We start from the raw sequence: 17,729 nt of genomic DNA, 5'->3' as shown, positions 1-17,729 counted from the left end.
AATAATTGCCCTTTCCAGGTGCTGCGGTTGCCTCATCCGGAAGGAAAATTCCGGATGAGGTGACACTTCTAGTTTTTGGCGAAGAGTTCGCTGGGTAGAAGGCCCAATCAATAGAGGATATCCCCTGTGAGCAACCGGATTCTGCTGGTCACTGCATTTCTCGCGGGTTCGCTCGGCGCGGTCGGGGGTGACAAACCCGCTCCGGCTTCAGTGCCGGTACTCCCGGCCCCAGCTGACTATGACCCCATGTGCTTTCTCGGTCGTGTCGAGAGCGTCTGCGCAGACGGGGTCGTCATCAAGCCGCAGGGCGACATGCGGATGCGCTGGCTGGCGCGGCACCCGGACGGCACCCCGCGCGCCGAGCACGTGTTCGTCCAGGACAACACCCAGCCGGCCCGCACGTTCGGGTACGAGGACTCGCTGCGGATGTTCTGCGGGCTCCCACTGACCCACGGCGTCCGCCCCGGGTTGGGCCACTCCACGCACTCGGGCGAGCACAAGATCACCGATGTCCTCGTGGGTGACATCGTGCTCGCATCGTATCGGCAACAGCGGGGTGAGTGGGTGTGCATGGCGATCCGCATCCAGCGGCGCCCCGGCGGACGGGTGCCGGAGGCGGTCGGCGACAAGGACACGACCATCGGGCGCAAGGTCGTCACGCGAATGAACGCCGAGCAGTTCGTGGAAGAAACGATCGCCGGCAAGTGGGCGCCGCGGTTACTCGCGGGGCTCCGGAAGTGAGCCCGCATCTGGTGGCCGAACCCGAGCCCGCGCACGACCACCGCGGCGAGGCGACGGGACGCCCCCCCCACCCCAACCGGAGCCGGGCTCATGAGCCGAACACTCCTAACGCTCTGCCTGTGTAGTGGTCTCGCCACCGCCGCCCCTGGGCAAGTGCCTCCGCCCGCAGCAAAGCCGGCGCGGAAGCCGGCCGGTCCTGAGTACCAACCGAATACCTTCATCGGTCGAGTGGTGGGCCGGAGCAATGAAAAGATCACCATCGAACCCGAGAGGAACTTGCGGATCACTTGGACAGAACGCGACCCCGACGGCACCGAGGTGGAGGTCGAATACATCCAAGACAACACACAGCCCGCGAAAACGTTTACCTACTCGGATGAGGTGCTGACGTTCAGTGGCTACCCACTTCCTCGCAACCGCCTTGCCCCGAGCGATCGCGCCCCCGGCGAACACAAAAGGTTACAGAAGTGCGCCTGGGGGATATTGTGTACATCACCCCAGGCGTGGCCGGCGGTGAGGCGATGTGCTTCGAACTCGGCATCATCCGGCGGCCGGGTGGGCGGGTGCCCGACGGCCCCTACGACGGAACCGGGAAGTTCGAACTGAAAATGTCGACCACGCGCAACGCCGCCCAATGCGCCGAAGAAACGATCGCCGGCAAGTGGGCGCCGCGACTGCTGGCGGGGCTCCGGAAGTGAATCGCGAAGCGGGCGGTCCCGCGCATCGACGGTGACCGCCCGACCCGATGCCTACTCGTTACTCTTCTCCCTGGCGGCGTTCAGCGCCAGCACGCAGAACGCGGTGCCGGCGTTGGCGATGTAGTGCGCCTTGTCGTTGCTCAGCGACCGCGTGAACCACCGGCCGCTCGCGCGCTGGTTCGACTTGAGCCACTTCACCGCGTTCACCACGCTCGCATCGGTCGGCTTCTCCCCCGCAACCAGCAGCACGTAGGTGACGAAGCCCGTGCCGTACCCGTCGCTGTCCGCGTTCGGGTCGTTGGGGGTTCGGTCCGCGTCGCGGCGCGTGTACGCGCCCAGCGACGGCAGCGACCACCCGCCGTCCTTGCGCTGCTTCCCCTTCAGCGCGGCCACCGCCGTCTTCTGCTCCGCGGTCGTCATCAGGCCGTCCAGCTTGGTCGAGGCCCACAACAGCACCGCGGTGTGGTGCAGGTCCGGCGCCGGGGTCTTCTTCAGGTACCCCTTGAGCTTCGCCACACCGGCCCGCGCCGTCTCGGACTTCGCGTACTCGCCGGGCGCGTACCCCACCGCCAGCGCCGCCAGAGCTGCGCCGTAATAATCGTCGTGCTCGAGCGGCGGCCACGCGCACTTCAGCCAGTTCCACGCCCCGTCAGGCCGCTGAACCGTCCACATCCGGTCGAGCGCCGCCCGCGTCGCGTCGTGGAGTTTGCCGGACTGTTGTGCGTCGTTGAAGGCGAGCGCGAACGCGGTCGCCACGACGTAAGCGTCGCCCCGCGGCTTCCCGCCGGTGGCCCAACTCTTTACGTCGCCTTCGAGGTACTTACGCACCTCCTTCCAGCCCTCATCCCCTTTGAGTAACGGGCGGGCGGTGAGGTAAGGCATGTTCGTGTGGCAGGTGATGCACTGGCGGTCGCGGGTCCAGTTCACACCCACGCCGTCCAGGTACTCGCCGGCCTTCACGAGCGAAAGCTCTTTGGCGAACGGCTCGGCCGGTTTGGTGGCCACCGGCTGCGGAAAATCCGCCGCCGAAATCGGGCCAGCCAGGAGCAGAAGTGCCAGACGTGAGGTGCGCATAAGTGGTCCCGCAAGTGAGCTATTGAGCGGGGTGAGCCCCGGGCCGCGTCTACTGGTCGTGATCCACCCACGACTCCAAAGCCGCCCCTGAACCGGGCCGACGGCGCGACCACTCATCAGACGTGACCGCCCGGCCCCGCCAACGCGGGGCCGGGAACCGGTTACTCCGGCGTTACACGCTCTCCTTCAGCTCGAACCCCTTGCGGTACTCGCGGAACAGCATCGCGTTGGCCTTCGCGTTGTCCTTGAACCGCTCGGTCTTGGTGTCGATCTGGAGCACCGGTCCGAACCGGCCCACGGTGCTGTCCGGGTTCACCTTGTTGGCCTTGAGGTGGGCCAGCATCCCGGCCGCGAACTCGTTGACGGTCTTGTTGTCGCTCACCGACCCGGCCTTCGTGAGCGCCCCCTCGGTGCCGAGCCGGTAGCTGATGTTGGCCAGGTGGCACAGCGCCGCCGACAGGTGCCCCTCGGCGATGTCGCAGTTCAGGTCCTCCACCTTGCGGCTCCGCACCGCCTTCACGAAGTTGTCGAAGTGGTGCTGGTCGCCGCCGCCGGAGAACTTCGCCAACTCCTTGCCGTTCTTGTCGTACGCCACGCCGCCGGAGTAGCTCGGGCACACCACGTAGCCCTCGGTCCCCACCCAGATGTTGCCCACCTTCGCCCCCTTGTAGGCGTCGGTGGTGAGGCCGCGGACCTCGAAGATCATCTTCGCCTTGTCGTAATCGAACACGCACAACTGCGTGTTGGCGGTCTCGCCGTCGTCGGTGTAGCCGAACCGCCCGCCGAGGCTGAACACGCTGTTCGGCATGGTGGTCTGGCCGAGCCCCCAGCGGGCCTTGTCCATCTCGTGAACGCCCTGGTTGCCCAGGTCGCCGTTGCCGAAGTCCCAGATCCAGTGCCAGTCGTAGTGGACGGTGCCGTTCTTGGTGTTCCGGGTCGGCGCCTTCAGCGGCGCCGGGCCGCACCACAGGTCGTAGTCCATCGTCTTCGGCGGCGCCTGCTCGCCGGCCACCTTCCCGATGCTGGTGCGCGGCTTGTAGCACAGCCCGATCGCCAGGTCCACCGCCCCGATCTTCCCGCCGCGGACGTACGCGATGGCGTCCCGCATCCCGGGGTTGCTGCGGCTCTGGGTGCCCACCTGGCAGATGCGGTTGTACTTGCGGGCCGCGGCGGTCATGATCGCGCCCTCGCGCACGTTGTGCGTGGCGGGCTTCTCGCAGTACACGTCCTTGCCGTTCTCCATCGCCCACACCGCCATCAGCGCGTGCCAGTGGTTCGGCGTGGCGATCGAGATGATGTCGATGTCCTTGTTCTCGACCAGCTTGCGGATGTCCTTCTCGAACTTGGGGGCCTTGCCCTGCTTCCCCTCGATCTGCTTCATCGCGGGGCCGATGACGGCCTCGTCGCAGTCGCAGACGGTGGTGATCTCGCAGTTGTTCTTGCCGAGGAACCCGCCGACGTGGCTCATCCCGCGGCCCCGCACGCCCACCACGGCGACGCGGAGCTTGTCGGCCCGGGCCTTGGCCGCGGTGGCCGTCGGCTTGTCTTCGGCGCGGGCGGTGGCGCCGGCGGCAGCGGCGGCGGCGAGGAGCGCGGAACGGTTAACGAACTCGCGGCGGTTGAAGAGGTTCATGGCAGCTTCCCCGGCGTGAGGCGCCGGCTTCGAGGGTGGAACGGAGAGAGTTTTTGGACGCGAGAAACCGACCTACACACTGTAATCGGCCCGGGGACGGTGACGCAACAACGCGGCGGCAAGAAACATGAGCGGTAATAACCGCCGGCCGCCGGTGAGGGCCGGCCGAAAAAGTCACGCCCGGCCGCAAAACCGCGCGCGCGGTGTCGCAATCCGCACCGACTTTTGCAATCGCCACTTCACTTGATCGCATCACAACGGTATTTTTCTGCCTGCCCGACTCGCAGGGCCGAATGCACTCCAATGTCTCACTCCGCGCTTGTTGATGCGGTGCATGCACTGGCCCGGTGCCGCGACCACGCCGCAATTCTGACCGTCGTCACGCGCTACGTTCGGCGCCTGGTGGGCGCCGACGGGGCGACGTTCGCGCTGCTTACCGACGGCGAGTGCCGTTACCTCGAAGAGGACGCGATCGCGCCGCTCTGGAAGGGGCGCCGGTTCCCGGCCGGGAGCTGCATCGGCGGGTGGGTCGCGGCGCACAAGGTACCGGCCGTTGTTCCCGACGTGTTCTCGGACCCGCGGGTGCCGCACGGGGCGTACCGGGCAACGTTCGTGAGGAGTCTGGCGGTGGTGCCGGTGCGGCCGGAAGATCCGCTCGGCACGATCGGCGCGTACTGGGGGGCCGAGCACCGCGCGACACCGGAGCAGGTTGAAACCCTCCAGGCCCTGGCCGACGCGGCGTCGGTGGCGTGGACCAACGCCGCCCTGATCCGCGACCTGTCGGCGGCCCGGGATCAGGCCGAGGCCCGCGCCACCGAAAACGCCCGGCTGCTGACCGAGCGCACCGCGCAGCTCGAAGTTCAGGCGCGGGCCGAGGCCGAGCGGGACCGGCTCCGCGAGTTGCTCCAACAGTCGCGGAAGATGGACGCGCTCGGGCGCATGGTGGCCGGGGTGGCGCACGACTTCAACAACCTGCTCACCGTCATCATCGGGTTCGGTGAGGTGCTCCAGGCGTCCGCCGGCCCGCCGACGCAGGACCTCGCCGTCCACATCGTCGAGGCCGGCCTGCGCGGTCAGGCGCTGACCGGTCAACTGCTGCGGTTCGCACGCGCCCAGCCGTTCACCCCGGAGCCGCTGGACCTGAACCGGGTGGTCGCGGACGCCCAGCCGCTGGTCGCGAGACTGGTGGGCCGCGCAGTGCGGGTCACACTCGAACCGACCGCGGACCTGCCGCCGGTGTCGGCCGACCCGGTCCAAATCGGGCAGGTGCTGCTGAACCTTGCGAGCAACGCCCGCGACGCGATGCCCGAGGGCGGTCGGTTCACGCTCGCCACGGTGCCCGGGAGCTTACCGGACGGCGCCCCGGCCGTGTGCCTGCGGGTGTCCGACACCGGGTGCGGGATGACGGACGACGTGCGGACCCGGCTGTTCGAGCCGTTCTTCACGACGAAGGAAACGGGAACGGGCCTCGGGATGAGCATCGTGGCGGACGTAGTCGCCCGGCACGGCGGCGCGCTCAGCATGGACACCGTGCCCGGTTCCGGCACCACCTTCCGCATCTGCCTGCCGGTGTGCTCGGGACACAGCCCACCGCCGAGCGCGTATTAACAAGCGGCGGGCGAGCCGTCTCGCGTCTCTGCCCCCGTCCCACCGATTCGCCACATTGGGCCGCTACTGTTCGCACGTCATGCGTGGTCAGCGTGCCGCCCCGTTTGGTGACATTCGGGTGACTGCGCACAGGAGCGTTGCGCATAATGGGGTGTCGGGTCGCAACCGCAGCGGCTTGAGCCGGTGCCCAATCACCGCCTCCCGGACGTTGCGTCCGGGAGCACCAGTCCCACAACACCCGCAGACCGCGGCACGGAACCCGTAGCCTTCCACTTGAGCGTCGTGCTCGACCGCCACACCTCAACGGGAGCGGCGGTGACGACGAACCGATCGGCCTTCTCTTCCAAGTGCAGGATCGTCGCCTTGCCCGCGGCGTCCACCTCCAGAACGGGCGGCGACACGAACGGGATCGGGTACATCACTTCGTGCGAAGCGACGCCGAGGGTGGTGGTGTTCCCCCCTTGAGTGATGACCACCGAATCGGCCGACGGGTCGGTCCCGGTCGTGAGGCACCCGGGGCCGAGTGCGGCGAGAAGAGCGAATCGGGCGAGCGACCGCATACGGCCCCCTCGGGTGGTACGATGGCCACTCGCATACCCGGCACGCGATCGTTCGTCAACGCGGGTGCCATCTGGACAGTAGCGGGCACGAGGATTCAATCTGGGCCGTTTCCAGCCGACGGAATTGGGATCTCGGCTTTGCCCTTTTCAGTCGCGGTGAACGTCGCTTTTCAGGTGAATTGGGCATTCGCCTCACTTCACAGGGCTGCGTTTGTGGGAAAGGAAATGTGGCGTCGGTGGCACTCCGACTGGTCGCCGACTGGACATCCGCTGCCACCGGACGGGCGATTCGCTGGTACACCGCTACCACCGAATCACGCGACTTCTCCGAACCGCCGCCCCAAAGCGAACCGGCATAATAGAGTCGCAAAGCGTTAACGAGAAATCATTTGCAGCAGTTCGACCGGCGTGAACGTTCACACCCCTGACGGGAACCGGGTGTCAGACGCAGCCGATGGGTTTTGATTTCTGAAAGTGCTGTTCGGAAAGGATGCTCGATGTGCCGACCGAAAAGACCGCGCCAGTCAAGCTGATTAATGGAGGGCGCGCTCGATCCGGCGGAGCAACCCGACCAGCACTGCCGGTTCGACGGGCTTCATCAGGATCAGATCGAACCCGGCCTGTTCGGCCTCCCGGAGCATGGCCCCTTGACACCCGGTCGCCGCTACCAGGAAGGGGCGCGGCGAGAGCCCCGCCGCGGACACCCGGCGCGCCAGTTCGCTCCCCGAGCACCGTGGCATCTGTAAATCCGTCACAACCACGTCGGGTCGATCGGCCAAAACGGTCCGCAGCGCCTCCTCGCCATCAGCCGCAGTGCCGACCGCGAATCCGCACAACCCGAGCAGGTCGAGTTGCGAGTCGAGCGTATCGGCGTCGTCATCCACTACCAGGACGCGCAGTGGCTTGACGGGGCGCTCATGCGCGTCGGCGGACATCCCTTGGCCCCCTTGCGGAATGATTATCACAGTAACTGAATCCCATAGCTCGAGATGCCAGAAATTAGAAAACTGGCGTCGGGACAATCCCGTCAGCCGCGGCCGTATTCGAACAGCCCCCCCGGTACAATACAGCCGCCCCGCGCTCCCGGAGGAAGAACTCGTTATGACCGGCCCACCCGCCACAGGTCTTACCACAGCCGAAGTTGCGGAGCGCGTGCGCCGGGGCGAGGTGAACCGCACCCGCCGGGCGGCGTGGGCGGACTACGGGGTGATCGCGTCGCGGCACGCGCTCACGGTGTTCAACCTCGTGGTCGCGCCGACGGCGGTCGCGCTGTTCTCGTTCGGCGACTGGCGGGCCGGCGTGTCGGTGACCGGTACGGCGCTCGCCAACACCCTCATCGGCCTGGCCCAGGAGCTGCGCGCCAAGCGGCAGTTGGACCGGCTCGCGATTCTGACCGCCCAGAAGGCGCGCGTGGTGCGGGACGGCCACCCGCACGAGGTTCCCACAGACGACGTGGTGCTGGGTGATCTGGTGCTGCTGCGGGCCGGCGAAACCGTGGTCGCGGACGGCACCCTGCTCGAATCGCAATACCTGGAGGTCGATGAAGCGCTGCTCACCGGCGAATCGGACCCGGTGCGCCGGGGGGCCGGTGAACGGGTGCTGTCCGGGAGCATCTGCGTGACCGGCGAGGGGAGCTACCGGGCGGAAAAGGTGGGCTCGGCGGCGTTCGCCCAGCGCGTCACCACCGACGCACAGCGGTACAGCTACACCACCAGCCCCATCACCCGGGCGTCGAACCGCATCATCACCGCACTGAGTATCGCGGCGCTCGCCCTGTGCGCCCTGTACGGCGCCCTCTACGCGCTGGGCGAGATCGGCGCGGAGCACATGTTCCGGATGATCGCCGCGACGGTCGTTTCCACCATCCCGCAGGGCTTGGTGCTGACCGCGACCGTGGCGTTCACCATCGGGGCCGTGGTGATCGGGCGCCGGGGCGCCCTGGTCCAGCGGCTGAACGCCGTCGAGGCGATGGCCGCGGTCGATGTGGTGTGTACGGACAAGACCGGGACGCTGACCTCCAACCGGCTGAAGCTCGACACGCTTCGCGTCCTGACAGACGAGTTGCCCGAACACGAGGTGCGGCACCGGTTGGCGCAGTTCGCGTGCGCCTCGATCGATCGCGACAACAAGAACATCCAGGCGATCCGCGCGGCCCTCGGCACGGTCCCGGTGGAGGCGGTCGAGCACCTCCCGTTTAACGCGCGAACGCGGTTCAGCGCCGCCCGCGTGCGCGAACCCGGTCCGGAACGCGTGCTGGTGCTGGGCGCCCCGGAAGCGCTGGCCCCGGGCGCCGGCCGTTGGGACGCGGAACTGAACCGCCTGCAAACGGCCGGGCTGCGGGTACTGCTGTTCGCCGAGAGCACCGCCGCGGCGCCGCTCGAACCGGGCACCCTCCCACCGGCCCTCCGGCTCTTGGCGCTGGTCGCGCTGGCCGACGAGCTGCGCCCGGACGCAGCGGCGGTGCTCCAGGCGCTGTCCGCGCAGGGGATCGCGTTCAAGGCGATCTCGGGCGACAACCCGCGAACCGTTCAGGCCACCGTCGCGCCGCTCGACCTGCCGATGTCCCGCGAGCCGGTGGTGAGCGGGAAAGACCTCGACGCCGCCGAAGACCCGGTCGCGTTCGTGCGCGCGCACAGCGTGTTCGGCCGCGTCGAGCCGCTCCAGAAGGTTGCGATTGTGGAGGCACTTCAGAAGGGCGGCGCGAACGTCGCGATGATCGGCGACGGGGTCAACGACGTGCTGCCGATCAAGAAGGCCGACCTGGGGATCGCAATGGGGGAGGGGAGCCCGGCCGCCAAAACGGTGTCGAGTCTCGTACTGGAGACGAACGACTTCGCGGTGCTCCCGGAGGCCATTGCGGAGGGGCGGACGATCGTGCGCAACCTGCGCCGCGCGGGCAAGCTGTTCCTCACGAAGAACGTCTACTCGCTGGCGTTCATCGTGGCCTACGCGGTCGGGCTGTTCGACATCCCGTTCCCGTACCTGCCGCAGCAGGTGACGCTACTGAACTGGATGGTGATCGGCGTCCCGGCGCTGCTCATGGCGCTGACCCGCGAGCGGTCCGGGGCGGCCGACAAGACCCCGTTCCTCGCGGACGTGGGCGGGTTCGCGCTGCGAACGGGGTTGGTGTTTGCGGGCTGCGGCGTCGCGCTGCTCGCCCTCGGAAAACACGTTTGGGACGTGAACGAGGAGACGCAGCGCACAATGCTGCTGACTGCGCTCATTCTGCTCGGCGTGACGGTGCTGTGGCGGGTGCTGAACGGCGACGGCGAACGGCTCACCACGGACCGGTGGCTCATCAAGCTGTCGCTGGTGATCGTCCCCATCTACGCCGGGTTCATGTACTGGCCCCTGTCGGCGAACTTCTTCCGCCTCGCCCCCCTGTCCGGATCGGAGTGGCTGAAGGTGCTCGCGGTCGCAGCGCCGGCGTTCGCGGTCTCCCGGCTCGCGGAGTGGATACCGTGGCGCAGGGCGCTGGGGCGGTAAGCAGCAACCGCTCGCGGGTAATGGAGCGGTCACGAACGGTTCTGACGCACCACGAGGGCACAGATGACGAACACGATCGTCTGCATTCTGATCGCGTGTGCGGGCTGTGGCCTGAAGGGGCATGGGCCGGAGTCAACGGACACGTCGAGCGAATCGCTGCCGTCGCTCGCCGACCGGTCCGCGTTCCTCGAGCGGTACGTGACGTTCCGCCGCAGCTACCGCGAACTGGGCTTCCACGTGCGCTACCAGAACAACGGCAACGGCCTCGTACCGGGGTCGTCCGATTGGGACATTCGCGTCGTCGCAACGGTGCCGCGCGAGGAACTCGCGGCCTGGGTGCCGGACGGGGTGCCCGCGACACCCACGGCCGACACCGACTGGCTCAACGGAGTGCCCGGCGGCGAGCACGCGAGGCCGGTTTCCGAGTGGTATGTTGGGCAGAGAGTGGTTGTTGGGATCGATCGGGCGCGGGCGGTTGTGGCGTACCGCACCTGGAAATGGTGACGCGGCGCGACGCTCATGCTCGGCAGCGTGTGCTGCCGACCTCATACACGATCTGTTTGTTGGTGTCTGCTTTGGTTTTGTTTCTTGTGGCACAGACATTCCTGTCTGTGTGGTGCGAGAAGGCTGCACAGACAGGAATGTCTGTGCCACAAGAAACAAACACAACCATTCGGATTGTGAATCAGCAACCCGGCACGGCTCAGCGAACGGCGGGCCGGCCCGCCCGCGTTACTTCAACTGCTTGTTCAAGGCATCTTCGGCGGGCCGCGGCGCCCGTTCCGCGGGTCCGGCGTCCCGGCGAACCCGCCGATGAGGTACGGGTACTTTCCGGGGGTCACGTGGTAATGCCAGCCCCGGTCGTCGTCGTACCGCATGTTGAAGTCGTCGAGCGGTTTGTCTTTGTCGTCCTTGGCCATCAGCCCCTTGGCGACGTAAGGGCCGTAGAGCGGGAAGCCGTCGAGGGCGAAGCCGATGAGGGGCGAGTGGCCCTCGCCGTCATCCACGAACGGCGACTTCACGCAGACCGGGTACTTGTGGTAGTGGTACTGGTTGTTCGGAGCGGGGTGCCCGCAGCAGCGGTCCAGGATGTCGATGGCTTCGGTGCCCTCCATGTCGAACGGGTTGAAGAACGCGACCCCGTTGACCGCGAAGCCGATCGGCCCCATCGGCAGCGCGCGGTTTGAGTTGGTCTTGTCCATCGCCACGGCCTTCGGGTTCCGCACCGGGTTCAGCGGCAGGTGGTAGGTGCGATCGCACTCTTGAATCGGGTTCGGTCCCGCGCCGCGGCCCGGGAAGATGGCGGTGGGGTGGTTCGGGATGTTGCGGGCGTGGACGACGAGTTCCTTACCGTCCTTGAACTCCAGAACCACGTTGTCCGGCAAGAACCGATCGGCCTCGACCCGGTTCCCCTTCAGGTCGAGGTGTCCCGCGCGGAGCCAGGCGGTCATGTTCTCCGCGAACGGGTTCGACAGCCGGCCGTCCATGTAGTAGAGGCGGTCGGCGTTTTTGGCCGTGACTACCAGCGTCGCGGGGCGCTCACGCAGACCGGGTTCGGGGTCGTAGTACCACCGCCCGCCGAGTGGGAGCAGAGACTTGAGATTCGGTGCCGGCCCCTTCTCGGTTTTCACGACCTTCGGCGCGTCCTCAGGCGCGGGGATCGGGACCAGCGCGAACTCCGTGACGAAGAACTCGGACCCCGTCTCGCCCTTCGCGCACCCGCTCTTGAACCCGACGCCGATGCCGATCGTGTCGATCTCCGCGAACGGCAGCCGGAACTCGAGCGCATAGGTCTTCCAGACCGCGCCGCCGTTCCTGAAGAACTTGCCGTTCGCGGCGAGCTGCTTGCGGTCGCGCTCGACCAGCGGGTAGATGTTCTGCGTCACGCCGTCGAGCGGGTTCGTACCGCTCTTGCCGAAGAACTCGACCCGCATGAACAGCGCGTCTTTCTCGACCTCGAACCCGGGTTCGGCCAGCCCGCGGAACGTGAACCGGAACCACTTGCCGACCCCGCCCTGGAACCCGCGCACCTGCTGCGACACCGCCCCGGACCGCTGGCCGTCCTTGTTGAGGTCCTTGCCCGAATAGAGGGCGATCCCGGACTCGGTGTCTTCACCGTCCGCACCGGTCCACACCCACTTCGTATCGCCCGACAGAGTGTAGTGGGCGGGAACGTTGACATCCGCACTCTTCTCAAAGAACCGCGGGTTCTTCACCAACCCGGCGGGCGGTTCCTTCAGATCGACCTTCAGGGGTTCCGGCCGCTCCTTGACCTCCTGCGGCCCCTTGAACTTGCCCTTCGCCCCTTTGTTCCCGCCGGGGGGCGGTTGGGAAGACGCCAAGCCGACCAGCGCAGCCGAAAAGAGGGTCGCAGCGATCATACCGCGGGTTCGCATCAGCGGTCCTCAACACGAGATCGGCAAAAGCCGCTGACAATGAAACGGAGAGACGGTCCCGCTCGCGACAGAGCGGCGCCGGCACGCCCGGCCCACCGATCCGAAGTCGGGGCGCCATCGGACCCGAGATCAAGCCATCGTGCCGATGACTTTACGGAACCGCGCGAGCGTCACCCCAAAAAACGTCGCCCCGATCAGAGCCAGGGCGAGGAACTGCGGCCACACGACCGACAGCCCGGCGCCGCGGTAGAGGATGCCCTGGGACAGGGCGACGAAGTGTGTGGTGGGGGCCGCCAGCATCACCGTTTGCACCCACCCGGGCATGCTCTCGCGGGGCGTCACCCCGCCGGACAACATCTGGAGCGGCAGCACCACCATCATCAGCAGCAGCCCGAACTGCGGCATCGAGCGGGCGAACGTGCCCATGAAGATGCCGATCGACGTGGCGGCGAACAGGTGCAGCGCGACGCCGCAGAGGAACAGCGCCCGCGAGCCCCCGACCGGCACACCGAGCGCCCCCTGCACGACGACCCGCAGCGACAGCGCGCACGCGACCAGCACCACCAGCCCCATCGACCATACCTTGCCGGTCATAATCTCGAACGGCGTCACCGGCATCACCAGCAGGTGCTCGATCGTGCCCCGCTCCCGCTCCCGGATCAGGGCAGCCCCGGCCAGCGCGATCGCCAGCAGGGTCACGTTGTCGATCAGCTTCACCACCGCCCCGAACCACGACTTGTTCAGCTCCGGGTTGAACCGCGCCCGCACGGCCAGGTCCACCGGCGGGGCCGGGTTCGCCCGGTACCGGTCGGCGAACGCCTGGACCTCCCCGCTGGTGATCGTCTCGACGTACCCGCTGCCGGTGTACGCTTGGCTCATGCGCGTCGCATCGACGTTGAGCTGGACCGCCGGCCGCCTCCCGGCGAGCACGTCGCGCTGGAAGTCGGGCGGGATCACCAGCGCGAACGTGTCCCGGCCGGCGTCCATGTGAGCGTCCATCTCGCCCGGGGTGATCCGGGCCGGCGGCAGGAACTGCGGCGGGTAGAACGCCCCGGTGATGCGCTCGGACAGCGGCGACCGGTCGTAGTCCACCACCGCGATGGGGGCCTTGTTGAGCGTCTCCGGCTGGGCCGTCGCCCCCGCGTAGACCGACACCGTGAAGCTGAAGGCGATCAGCCCGAGCAGCATCGGGTCGCGGGCGAGGCTCCACAGCTCCTTCACGCCCAAGTGCCAAACGGTTCCGGCGCGCATCGGTCAGGCCTCCTGTTTCCGTAACAGCGCCGCGGCCAGCCCGACCAACACCGGGAACGCGACGAGCAGCGCCAGGAACGGGGCGGTCAGGTCGGCGAACCCGAGGGCCTTGGAGAACGTCCCGCGGGAAATGGTCAGGAAGTGGGCGGTCGGGTAGACGCGGCCGATCCACGCCCCGGCGCCCTCCAGCGACGACACCGGGTCGATCATCCCGGAGAACGAAACGGCGGGCAGGATGGTGAGCACCGCCGTGCCGAAGACGGCCGCGACCTGGCTCCGCATGAACACGGAGATGAGCGCGCCCAGCGCGGTCGCGCAGCCGACGTAGAGCACCGCGCCGGCGGTCAGGGCGGCGAAGTTACCGGTGAAGGGCACCCGGAACGCCGTGACCGCCAGCAGGGCCAGCAGCAGGAAGTTGAGCATCCCCAGGGCGATGTACGGGAGCTGTTTGCCGAGCAGAAACTCCAGCCGGGTCGTCGGGGTGGCGTAGAAGTTGATGACCGACCCCAGCTCCTTCTCCCGAACCACGGACAGCGACACGAGCACGGCCGGGATGAGCTGCAACAGCAGCGGAATCACCCCCGGAACCATCGCCACGACGCTCTTCACGTCCGGGTTGTACCGGAACCGCGTCTCGACCGTGGCGGGGGCGGACGCGCCCCGCACGCCGAGGCGGCGGCGGGCCACATCGGCCTGCCACTGCGCGTGGGCGCCCTGGACGTAGCTGCGGGCGGTCTCGCCCCGGGACGGCATGGCCCCGTCCACCCAAACCCCGATCTGCACGGCCCGGCCCCGTTCCAGGTCGCGCCCGAAGTCGGGCGGGATCTCGATCACCACGCTCAGCTCGCCCGACTGCATGCGCCGGTCCGCCTCGTCGTAGTCGGCCACTGGTGGCCGCTCGGCGAAGTACCGCGACCCCGCCAAGTTCAGGGCGTAGTCGCGGCTGGCGGCGGTCTGGTCGCGATCCAGCACGCCGTAGGGCAGATTCTCGACATCCATGCTGATCCCGTAGCCCATGATGAGCATCAGGGCCACGCTGCCGAGCAGGGCCGTGGCGGCGCGAACCGGGTCGCGCCGGAGCTCGAGCGCCTCGCGGCGGGCGTAGCTCATCATCCGCTGACCGCTGAACCACGAGATAGCTCTCAGGGATGGGCGGGAAGCGGGAGGTAAAGAGTGGGGGCCGGCAGCCACGGCACCATCGGCGCCATCGCGGCGAGGAGCCGGCGGGCCGTCAGGTTGCCGACCGCGGGCCGTCCCCGGGTTCGTGCTCCCGGCCCCCGGGGCCTGGGCTGCGGCCTCTTCCAGGTAGCCGATGAAGGCGTCTTCGAGCGTCGCCGCGCCGCTCCCCGCGACCAGCCCGGTCGGGGTGTCACTGACCAGCACCCGCCCGGCGTGCATGAGCGAGATGCGGTCGCACCGGGCCGCCTCGTTCACGAAATGGGTGGAAACGAAGATCGTCACCCGGTCCCGGCGCGACAGATCGGCCAGGAGCTGCCAGAACCCGTCCCGGGCGATCGGATCGACGCCGGAAGTCGGCTCGTCGAGGATCAGCAACTCGGGTCGGTGGACGAGGGCGACGGCCAGCGACAGCCGCTGCCGCTGACCGAGCGGGAGCGCGTCCGGCAGCGCGTCAACGGCTTCACCCAAGCCGAACCGCTCGACCAGCTCGGCGACCCGCCCCGGAATCTCGTCCCCGGGGACCTGAAACAGCCGGGCGTGCAGCACGAGGTTCTGCCGCACCGTCAGTTCGCTGTACAGCGAGAAGGCCTGCGACATGTAGCCGACCCGGCGGCGGGTCTCGATGTCGCCGGCGTCAACCGGCCGCCCGAGCAACCGGGCCGTGCCGCCGCTGGCCGGGAGCAGCCCGGTCAGGACCTTCATGGTCGTCGTCTTGCCGCACCCGTTGGAGCCGAGAAAGCCGAAGATCTCCCCCCGCTCGATCCGGAAGTTCACCCGGTCCACGGCGACGAACGCGCCGAACGCTTTCGTGAGCTCGACCGCCTCAATGGCCACTTCGCCCGCACCGGCCCGCGGCGGGATGACCACCTCCCGGTGGCCGCGGCGCCGCTCCTCCGGGAGCAGCGCGACGAAGGCCGCCTCCAGTGACGGGGTCGCGGTCCGGGCGAGCAGCTCCGCCGGGGTGCCGGTGGCGAGCACCCGGCCGGCGTCCATCGCCACCAGCCAGTCGAACCGGGCGGCCTCGTCCATGTACGCGGTCGCCACCAGCGCGGTCAGCCCCGGCCGGTCGCCGCGGATGCGGTCGATCAGCTCCCAGAACTGGCGGCGGGAGAGCGGGTCCACGCCCGTCGTCGGCTCGTCCAGGATGAGCAGGTCCGGGTCGTGGATCAGCGCGCAACACAGGCCGAGCTTCTGCTTCATCCCGCCGGACAGTTTGCCGGCGGGGCGGTCGGCGAACGGGGTCAGCCCGGTCCCCGCCAGCAGTTCCGTGATGCGGCGGCGGCGCTCCCCGCGGGCGTGGCCGAACAGGCGGCCGAAGAAGTCGACGTTCTCGAACACCGACAGGGTCGGGTACAGGTTCTTGCCCAGCCCCTGCGGCATGTAGGCGATCCGGGGGCACGCCCGGCCGCGGTGCCCGGCGTCGCCCATGTCGCCGCCGAGCACCTCCACGCGCCCCGCCTGGACCCGGCGCACGCCGGCGACCAGCGCCAACAGGCTGGACTTGCCGACCCCGTCGGGGCCGATCAGGCCGACGGTCCGCCCGGCCGGCAGGTCCAGGGTGACGGCGTCGAGCGCGCGGGTCCCGCCGTACGTCAAACTGACTCCGGTCAGCCGGGCCGCCGGCGCCGGGATCGGGTGCGGTTGGGGGCCGGTCATTCCGGCAACCTCACCCGGATGTCCGCGGGCCATTCGGCCCCGGGATCGAGTTGGGCGTAGGCTACCCCCGGCAGCCCGGTCTTGACGCGGTTGATGTGCTTCTTGAGCAGGTCCGGATCGATTCGCGCCTTGATGCGGAACATCAGCTTCTGACGCTCCTGGGCCGTCTCGACCGTCTTCGGGGTGAACTGGGCCACGTCTGCAACGTATGAGACGCGAGCCGGAATAACGAACTGCGGGGCCGCGTCGAGAACGATATGGACCTCGGTCCCCATTCGCGTCCGGCCGGCGTCCGCGGTCGGCAGGAAGAACGTCATGTACACGTCGCCGAGATCGACCATATTCAGCACCTTGCCGCCGGCCGCGAGCACCTCACCGGGTTGGGCGACCCGGTACTGCACCCGGCCGTCGCGCGGGGCGCGTAGCGTGCTGTCATCGATGTCCGCTTGAAGCCGCTCGATCCGGGATTTGGCCGCGTCCACCGTCGCCTCGGCCTGAATCACCTGGGACCGGGCCGTGGCGATGGCCGCGTCCGCGGCGGCGACGTTCGCCCGAGCGGCTTTGACAGCCGCTTCCGAGCTGAAGAACTGGACCCGGGCGGCGTCGAGCACTTCGGCCGAACCGACGCCCTGGACGGACATGGCCTCCGCCCGCGCGCGGGTCCGTTTTGCCCCGTCGAATTCGGCCTCCCGCTGGGCGACGACTGACAGCCCGGCCGCTTTCTCGCTCTCCCGCTGCGCGACACTGCTCCTGGCGGTATCGACCGCGCTCTTTGCCTTGCGCGAGTCGGCCTCGGCCTCACGGAGCTGCGCCGCGAGCACGTCGGTGTCCATCCGGGCGAGCACCTGGCCGGCGGTGACAGAATCGCCTTCGTTGACGAGCACCTCCTTGAGCCGCCCCGCGGTCTTCGCGGCCACATCGATCTCGACCGCCTCAATACGGCCGTTGCTGCTGGCGAACCCCTCCGGTAACGGCCGGGGCCGGAGCGCCTTCCAGCCGAGGTATGCGGCGCCACAGACCGCGAGCGCAAGAGCGACCAGAAGCCACTTTCTTCGCATCATCATCTCGGTCCCTGCGGCACGCATCCGTCCCGGGCCGGGGACATCGGCCGGAACCCTCTGGTGATAATCACTCGCAGTGAGCTGACAGTGAGTTGGTGGCCAATGCACGTGCCGTGCCGGGGAATGCTGGGGCGAGCGGCTGAAGGACTGATCGCGACGGGCGCGGTCGTACCTGTGACACTCACCGTGGTACACAACCCAACTCGGGTAGAGCCGCGTTGCCATCAGTAGTTTGATGCACGAAAAATTCCCGCCGATCACCGACCTCCCGCGAGAGTCGCGTCCGAGGACCACTCGGGCGATCCCGCTGTTCTTGACCAGCCCGGTAGGGCGACCGGCTTTCGTATGGCACATGGGCGATCCGCTGGGTGGCCGACAGGACATTC

At 68.2% G+C, this 17,729-nt stretch carries 13 protein-coding genes; 5 read left to right on the top strand and 8 right to left on the bottom strand.

The annotated features are described in order from the left end of the window. Positions 1–246 precede the first annotated feature (246 nt). Positions 247–741 carry a hypothetical protein gene (locus tag R5W23_RS28750; RefSeq protein ID WP_320689353.1) on the top strand — a complete coding sequence of 165 codons (495 nt, stop codon included), beginning with the start codon at positions 247–249 and terminating at the stop codon, positions 739–741. Positions 742–1,226: 485 nt separating this feature from the next. After that, positions 1,227–1,439, top strand: a complete 213-nt coding sequence (locus tag R5W23_RS28745) for a hypothetical protein (RefSeq protein WP_320689352.1) — start codon at positions 1,227–1,229, stop codon at positions 1,437–1,439. Positions 1,440–1,490: 51 nt separating this feature from the next. Here the strand turns inward: R5W23_RS28745 and R5W23_RS28740 are convergent, their stop codons facing one another. Both R5W23_RS28740 and R5W23_RS28735 read right to left on the bottom strand, forming a co-directional pair. Beyond that, positions 1,491–2,513, bottom strand: a complete 1,023-nt coding sequence (locus tag R5W23_RS28740; protein WP_320689351.1) for a prenyltransferase/squalene oxidase repeat-containing protein — start codon at positions 2,511–2,513, stop codon at positions 1,491–1,493. Positions 2,514–2,685: 172 nt separating this feature from the next. After that, positions 2,686–4,146, bottom strand: a complete 1,461-nt coding sequence (locus R5W23_RS28735; protein ID WP_320689349.1) for a Gfo/Idh/MocA family protein — start codon at positions 4,144–4,146, stop codon at positions 2,686–2,688. Between the two features lie 303 nt (positions 4,147–4,449). Between R5W23_RS28735 and R5W23_RS28730 the strand changes: the two genes are divergently transcribed. Next, complete coding sequence (locus tag R5W23_RS28730; RefSeq protein ID WP_320689347.1) at positions 4,450–5,754, top strand: ATP-binding protein; 1,305 nt, start codon at positions 4,450–4,452, stop codon at positions 5,752–5,754. Between the two features lie 191 nt (positions 5,755–5,945). Here R5W23_RS28730 and R5W23_RS28725 read toward each other — a convergent pair whose 3' ends face one another. Further along, complete coding sequence (locus R5W23_RS28725; protein WP_261188492.1) at positions 5,946–6,314, bottom strand: hypothetical protein; 369 nt, start codon at positions 6,312–6,314, stop codon at positions 5,946–5,948. Between the two features lie 533 nt (positions 6,315–6,847). Continuing rightward, the gene (locus tag R5W23_RS28720; RefSeq protein ID WP_261188493.1) at positions 6,848–7,249 is read right to left on the bottom strand and encodes a response regulator; all 402 of its coding nucleotides are present in this window, start codon (positions 7,247–7,249) and stop codon (positions 6,848–6,850) included. A gap of 166 nt (positions 7,250–7,415) precedes the next feature. Between R5W23_RS28720 and R5W23_RS28715 the strand changes: the two genes are divergently transcribed. Together R5W23_RS28715 and R5W23_RS28710 are read left to right on the top strand one after the other, a co-directional pair. Next, positions 7,416–9,800, top strand: a complete 2,385-nt coding sequence (locus R5W23_RS28715) for a cation-translocating P-type ATPase (protein WP_320689346.1) — start codon at positions 7,416–7,418, stop codon at positions 9,798–9,800. A 63-nt stretch (positions 9,801–9,863) separates the two neighbouring features. Then, the gene (locus tag R5W23_RS28710) at positions 9,864–10,304 is read left to right on the top strand and encodes a hypothetical protein (RefSeq protein ID WP_320689344.1); all 441 of its coding nucleotides are present in this window, start codon (positions 9,864–9,866) and stop codon (positions 10,302–10,304) included. A 245-nt stretch (positions 10,305–10,549) separates the two neighbouring features. Here R5W23_RS28710 and R5W23_RS28705 read toward each other — a convergent pair whose 3' ends face one another. The 4 genes from R5W23_RS28705 to R5W23_RS28690 all read right to left on the bottom strand — a co-directional run bounded on the left by R5W23_RS28705 (position 10,550) and on the right by R5W23_RS28690 (position 17,340). Then, positions 10,550–12,181, bottom strand: a complete 1,632-nt coding sequence (locus R5W23_RS28705; protein ID WP_320689343.1) for a YHYH protein — start codon at positions 12,179–12,181, stop codon at positions 10,550–10,552. Between the two features lie 144 nt (positions 12,182–12,325). Beyond that, positions 12,326–13,447 (bottom strand): ABC transporter permease, encoded by a 1,122-nt coding sequence (locus R5W23_RS28700; protein WP_320689342.1) that lies wholly within the window; start codon positions 13,445–13,447, stop codon positions 12,326–12,328. Positions 13,448–13,450: 3 nt separating this feature from the next. Then, entirely contained in the window at positions 13,451–16,282 is a 2,832-nt protein-coding gene (rbbA, locus tag R5W23_RS28695) for a ribosome-associated ATPase/putative transporter RbbA (protein ID WP_320689341.1), read from the bottom strand. Next, the gene (locus R5W23_RS28690; protein WP_261188499.1) at positions 16,279–17,340 is read right to left on the bottom strand and encodes an HlyD family secretion protein; all 1,062 of its coding nucleotides are present in this window, start codon (positions 17,338–17,340) and stop codon (positions 16,279–16,281) included. Before R5W23_RS28690 ends, rbbA begins: the two co-directional genes overlap by 4 nt. Positions 17,341–17,729: the final 389 nt, after the last annotated feature.

Origin of the sequence: Gemmata algarum, from assembly GCF_034097035.1 — a bacterium.
GTDB lineage: Bacteria > Planctomycetota > Planctomycetia > Gemmatales > Gemmataceae > Gemmata > Gemmata algarum.
The sequence above is the reverse complement of the archived record's forward strand: the minus strand, read 5'-3'. Positions and strand labels throughout refer to the sequence as shown.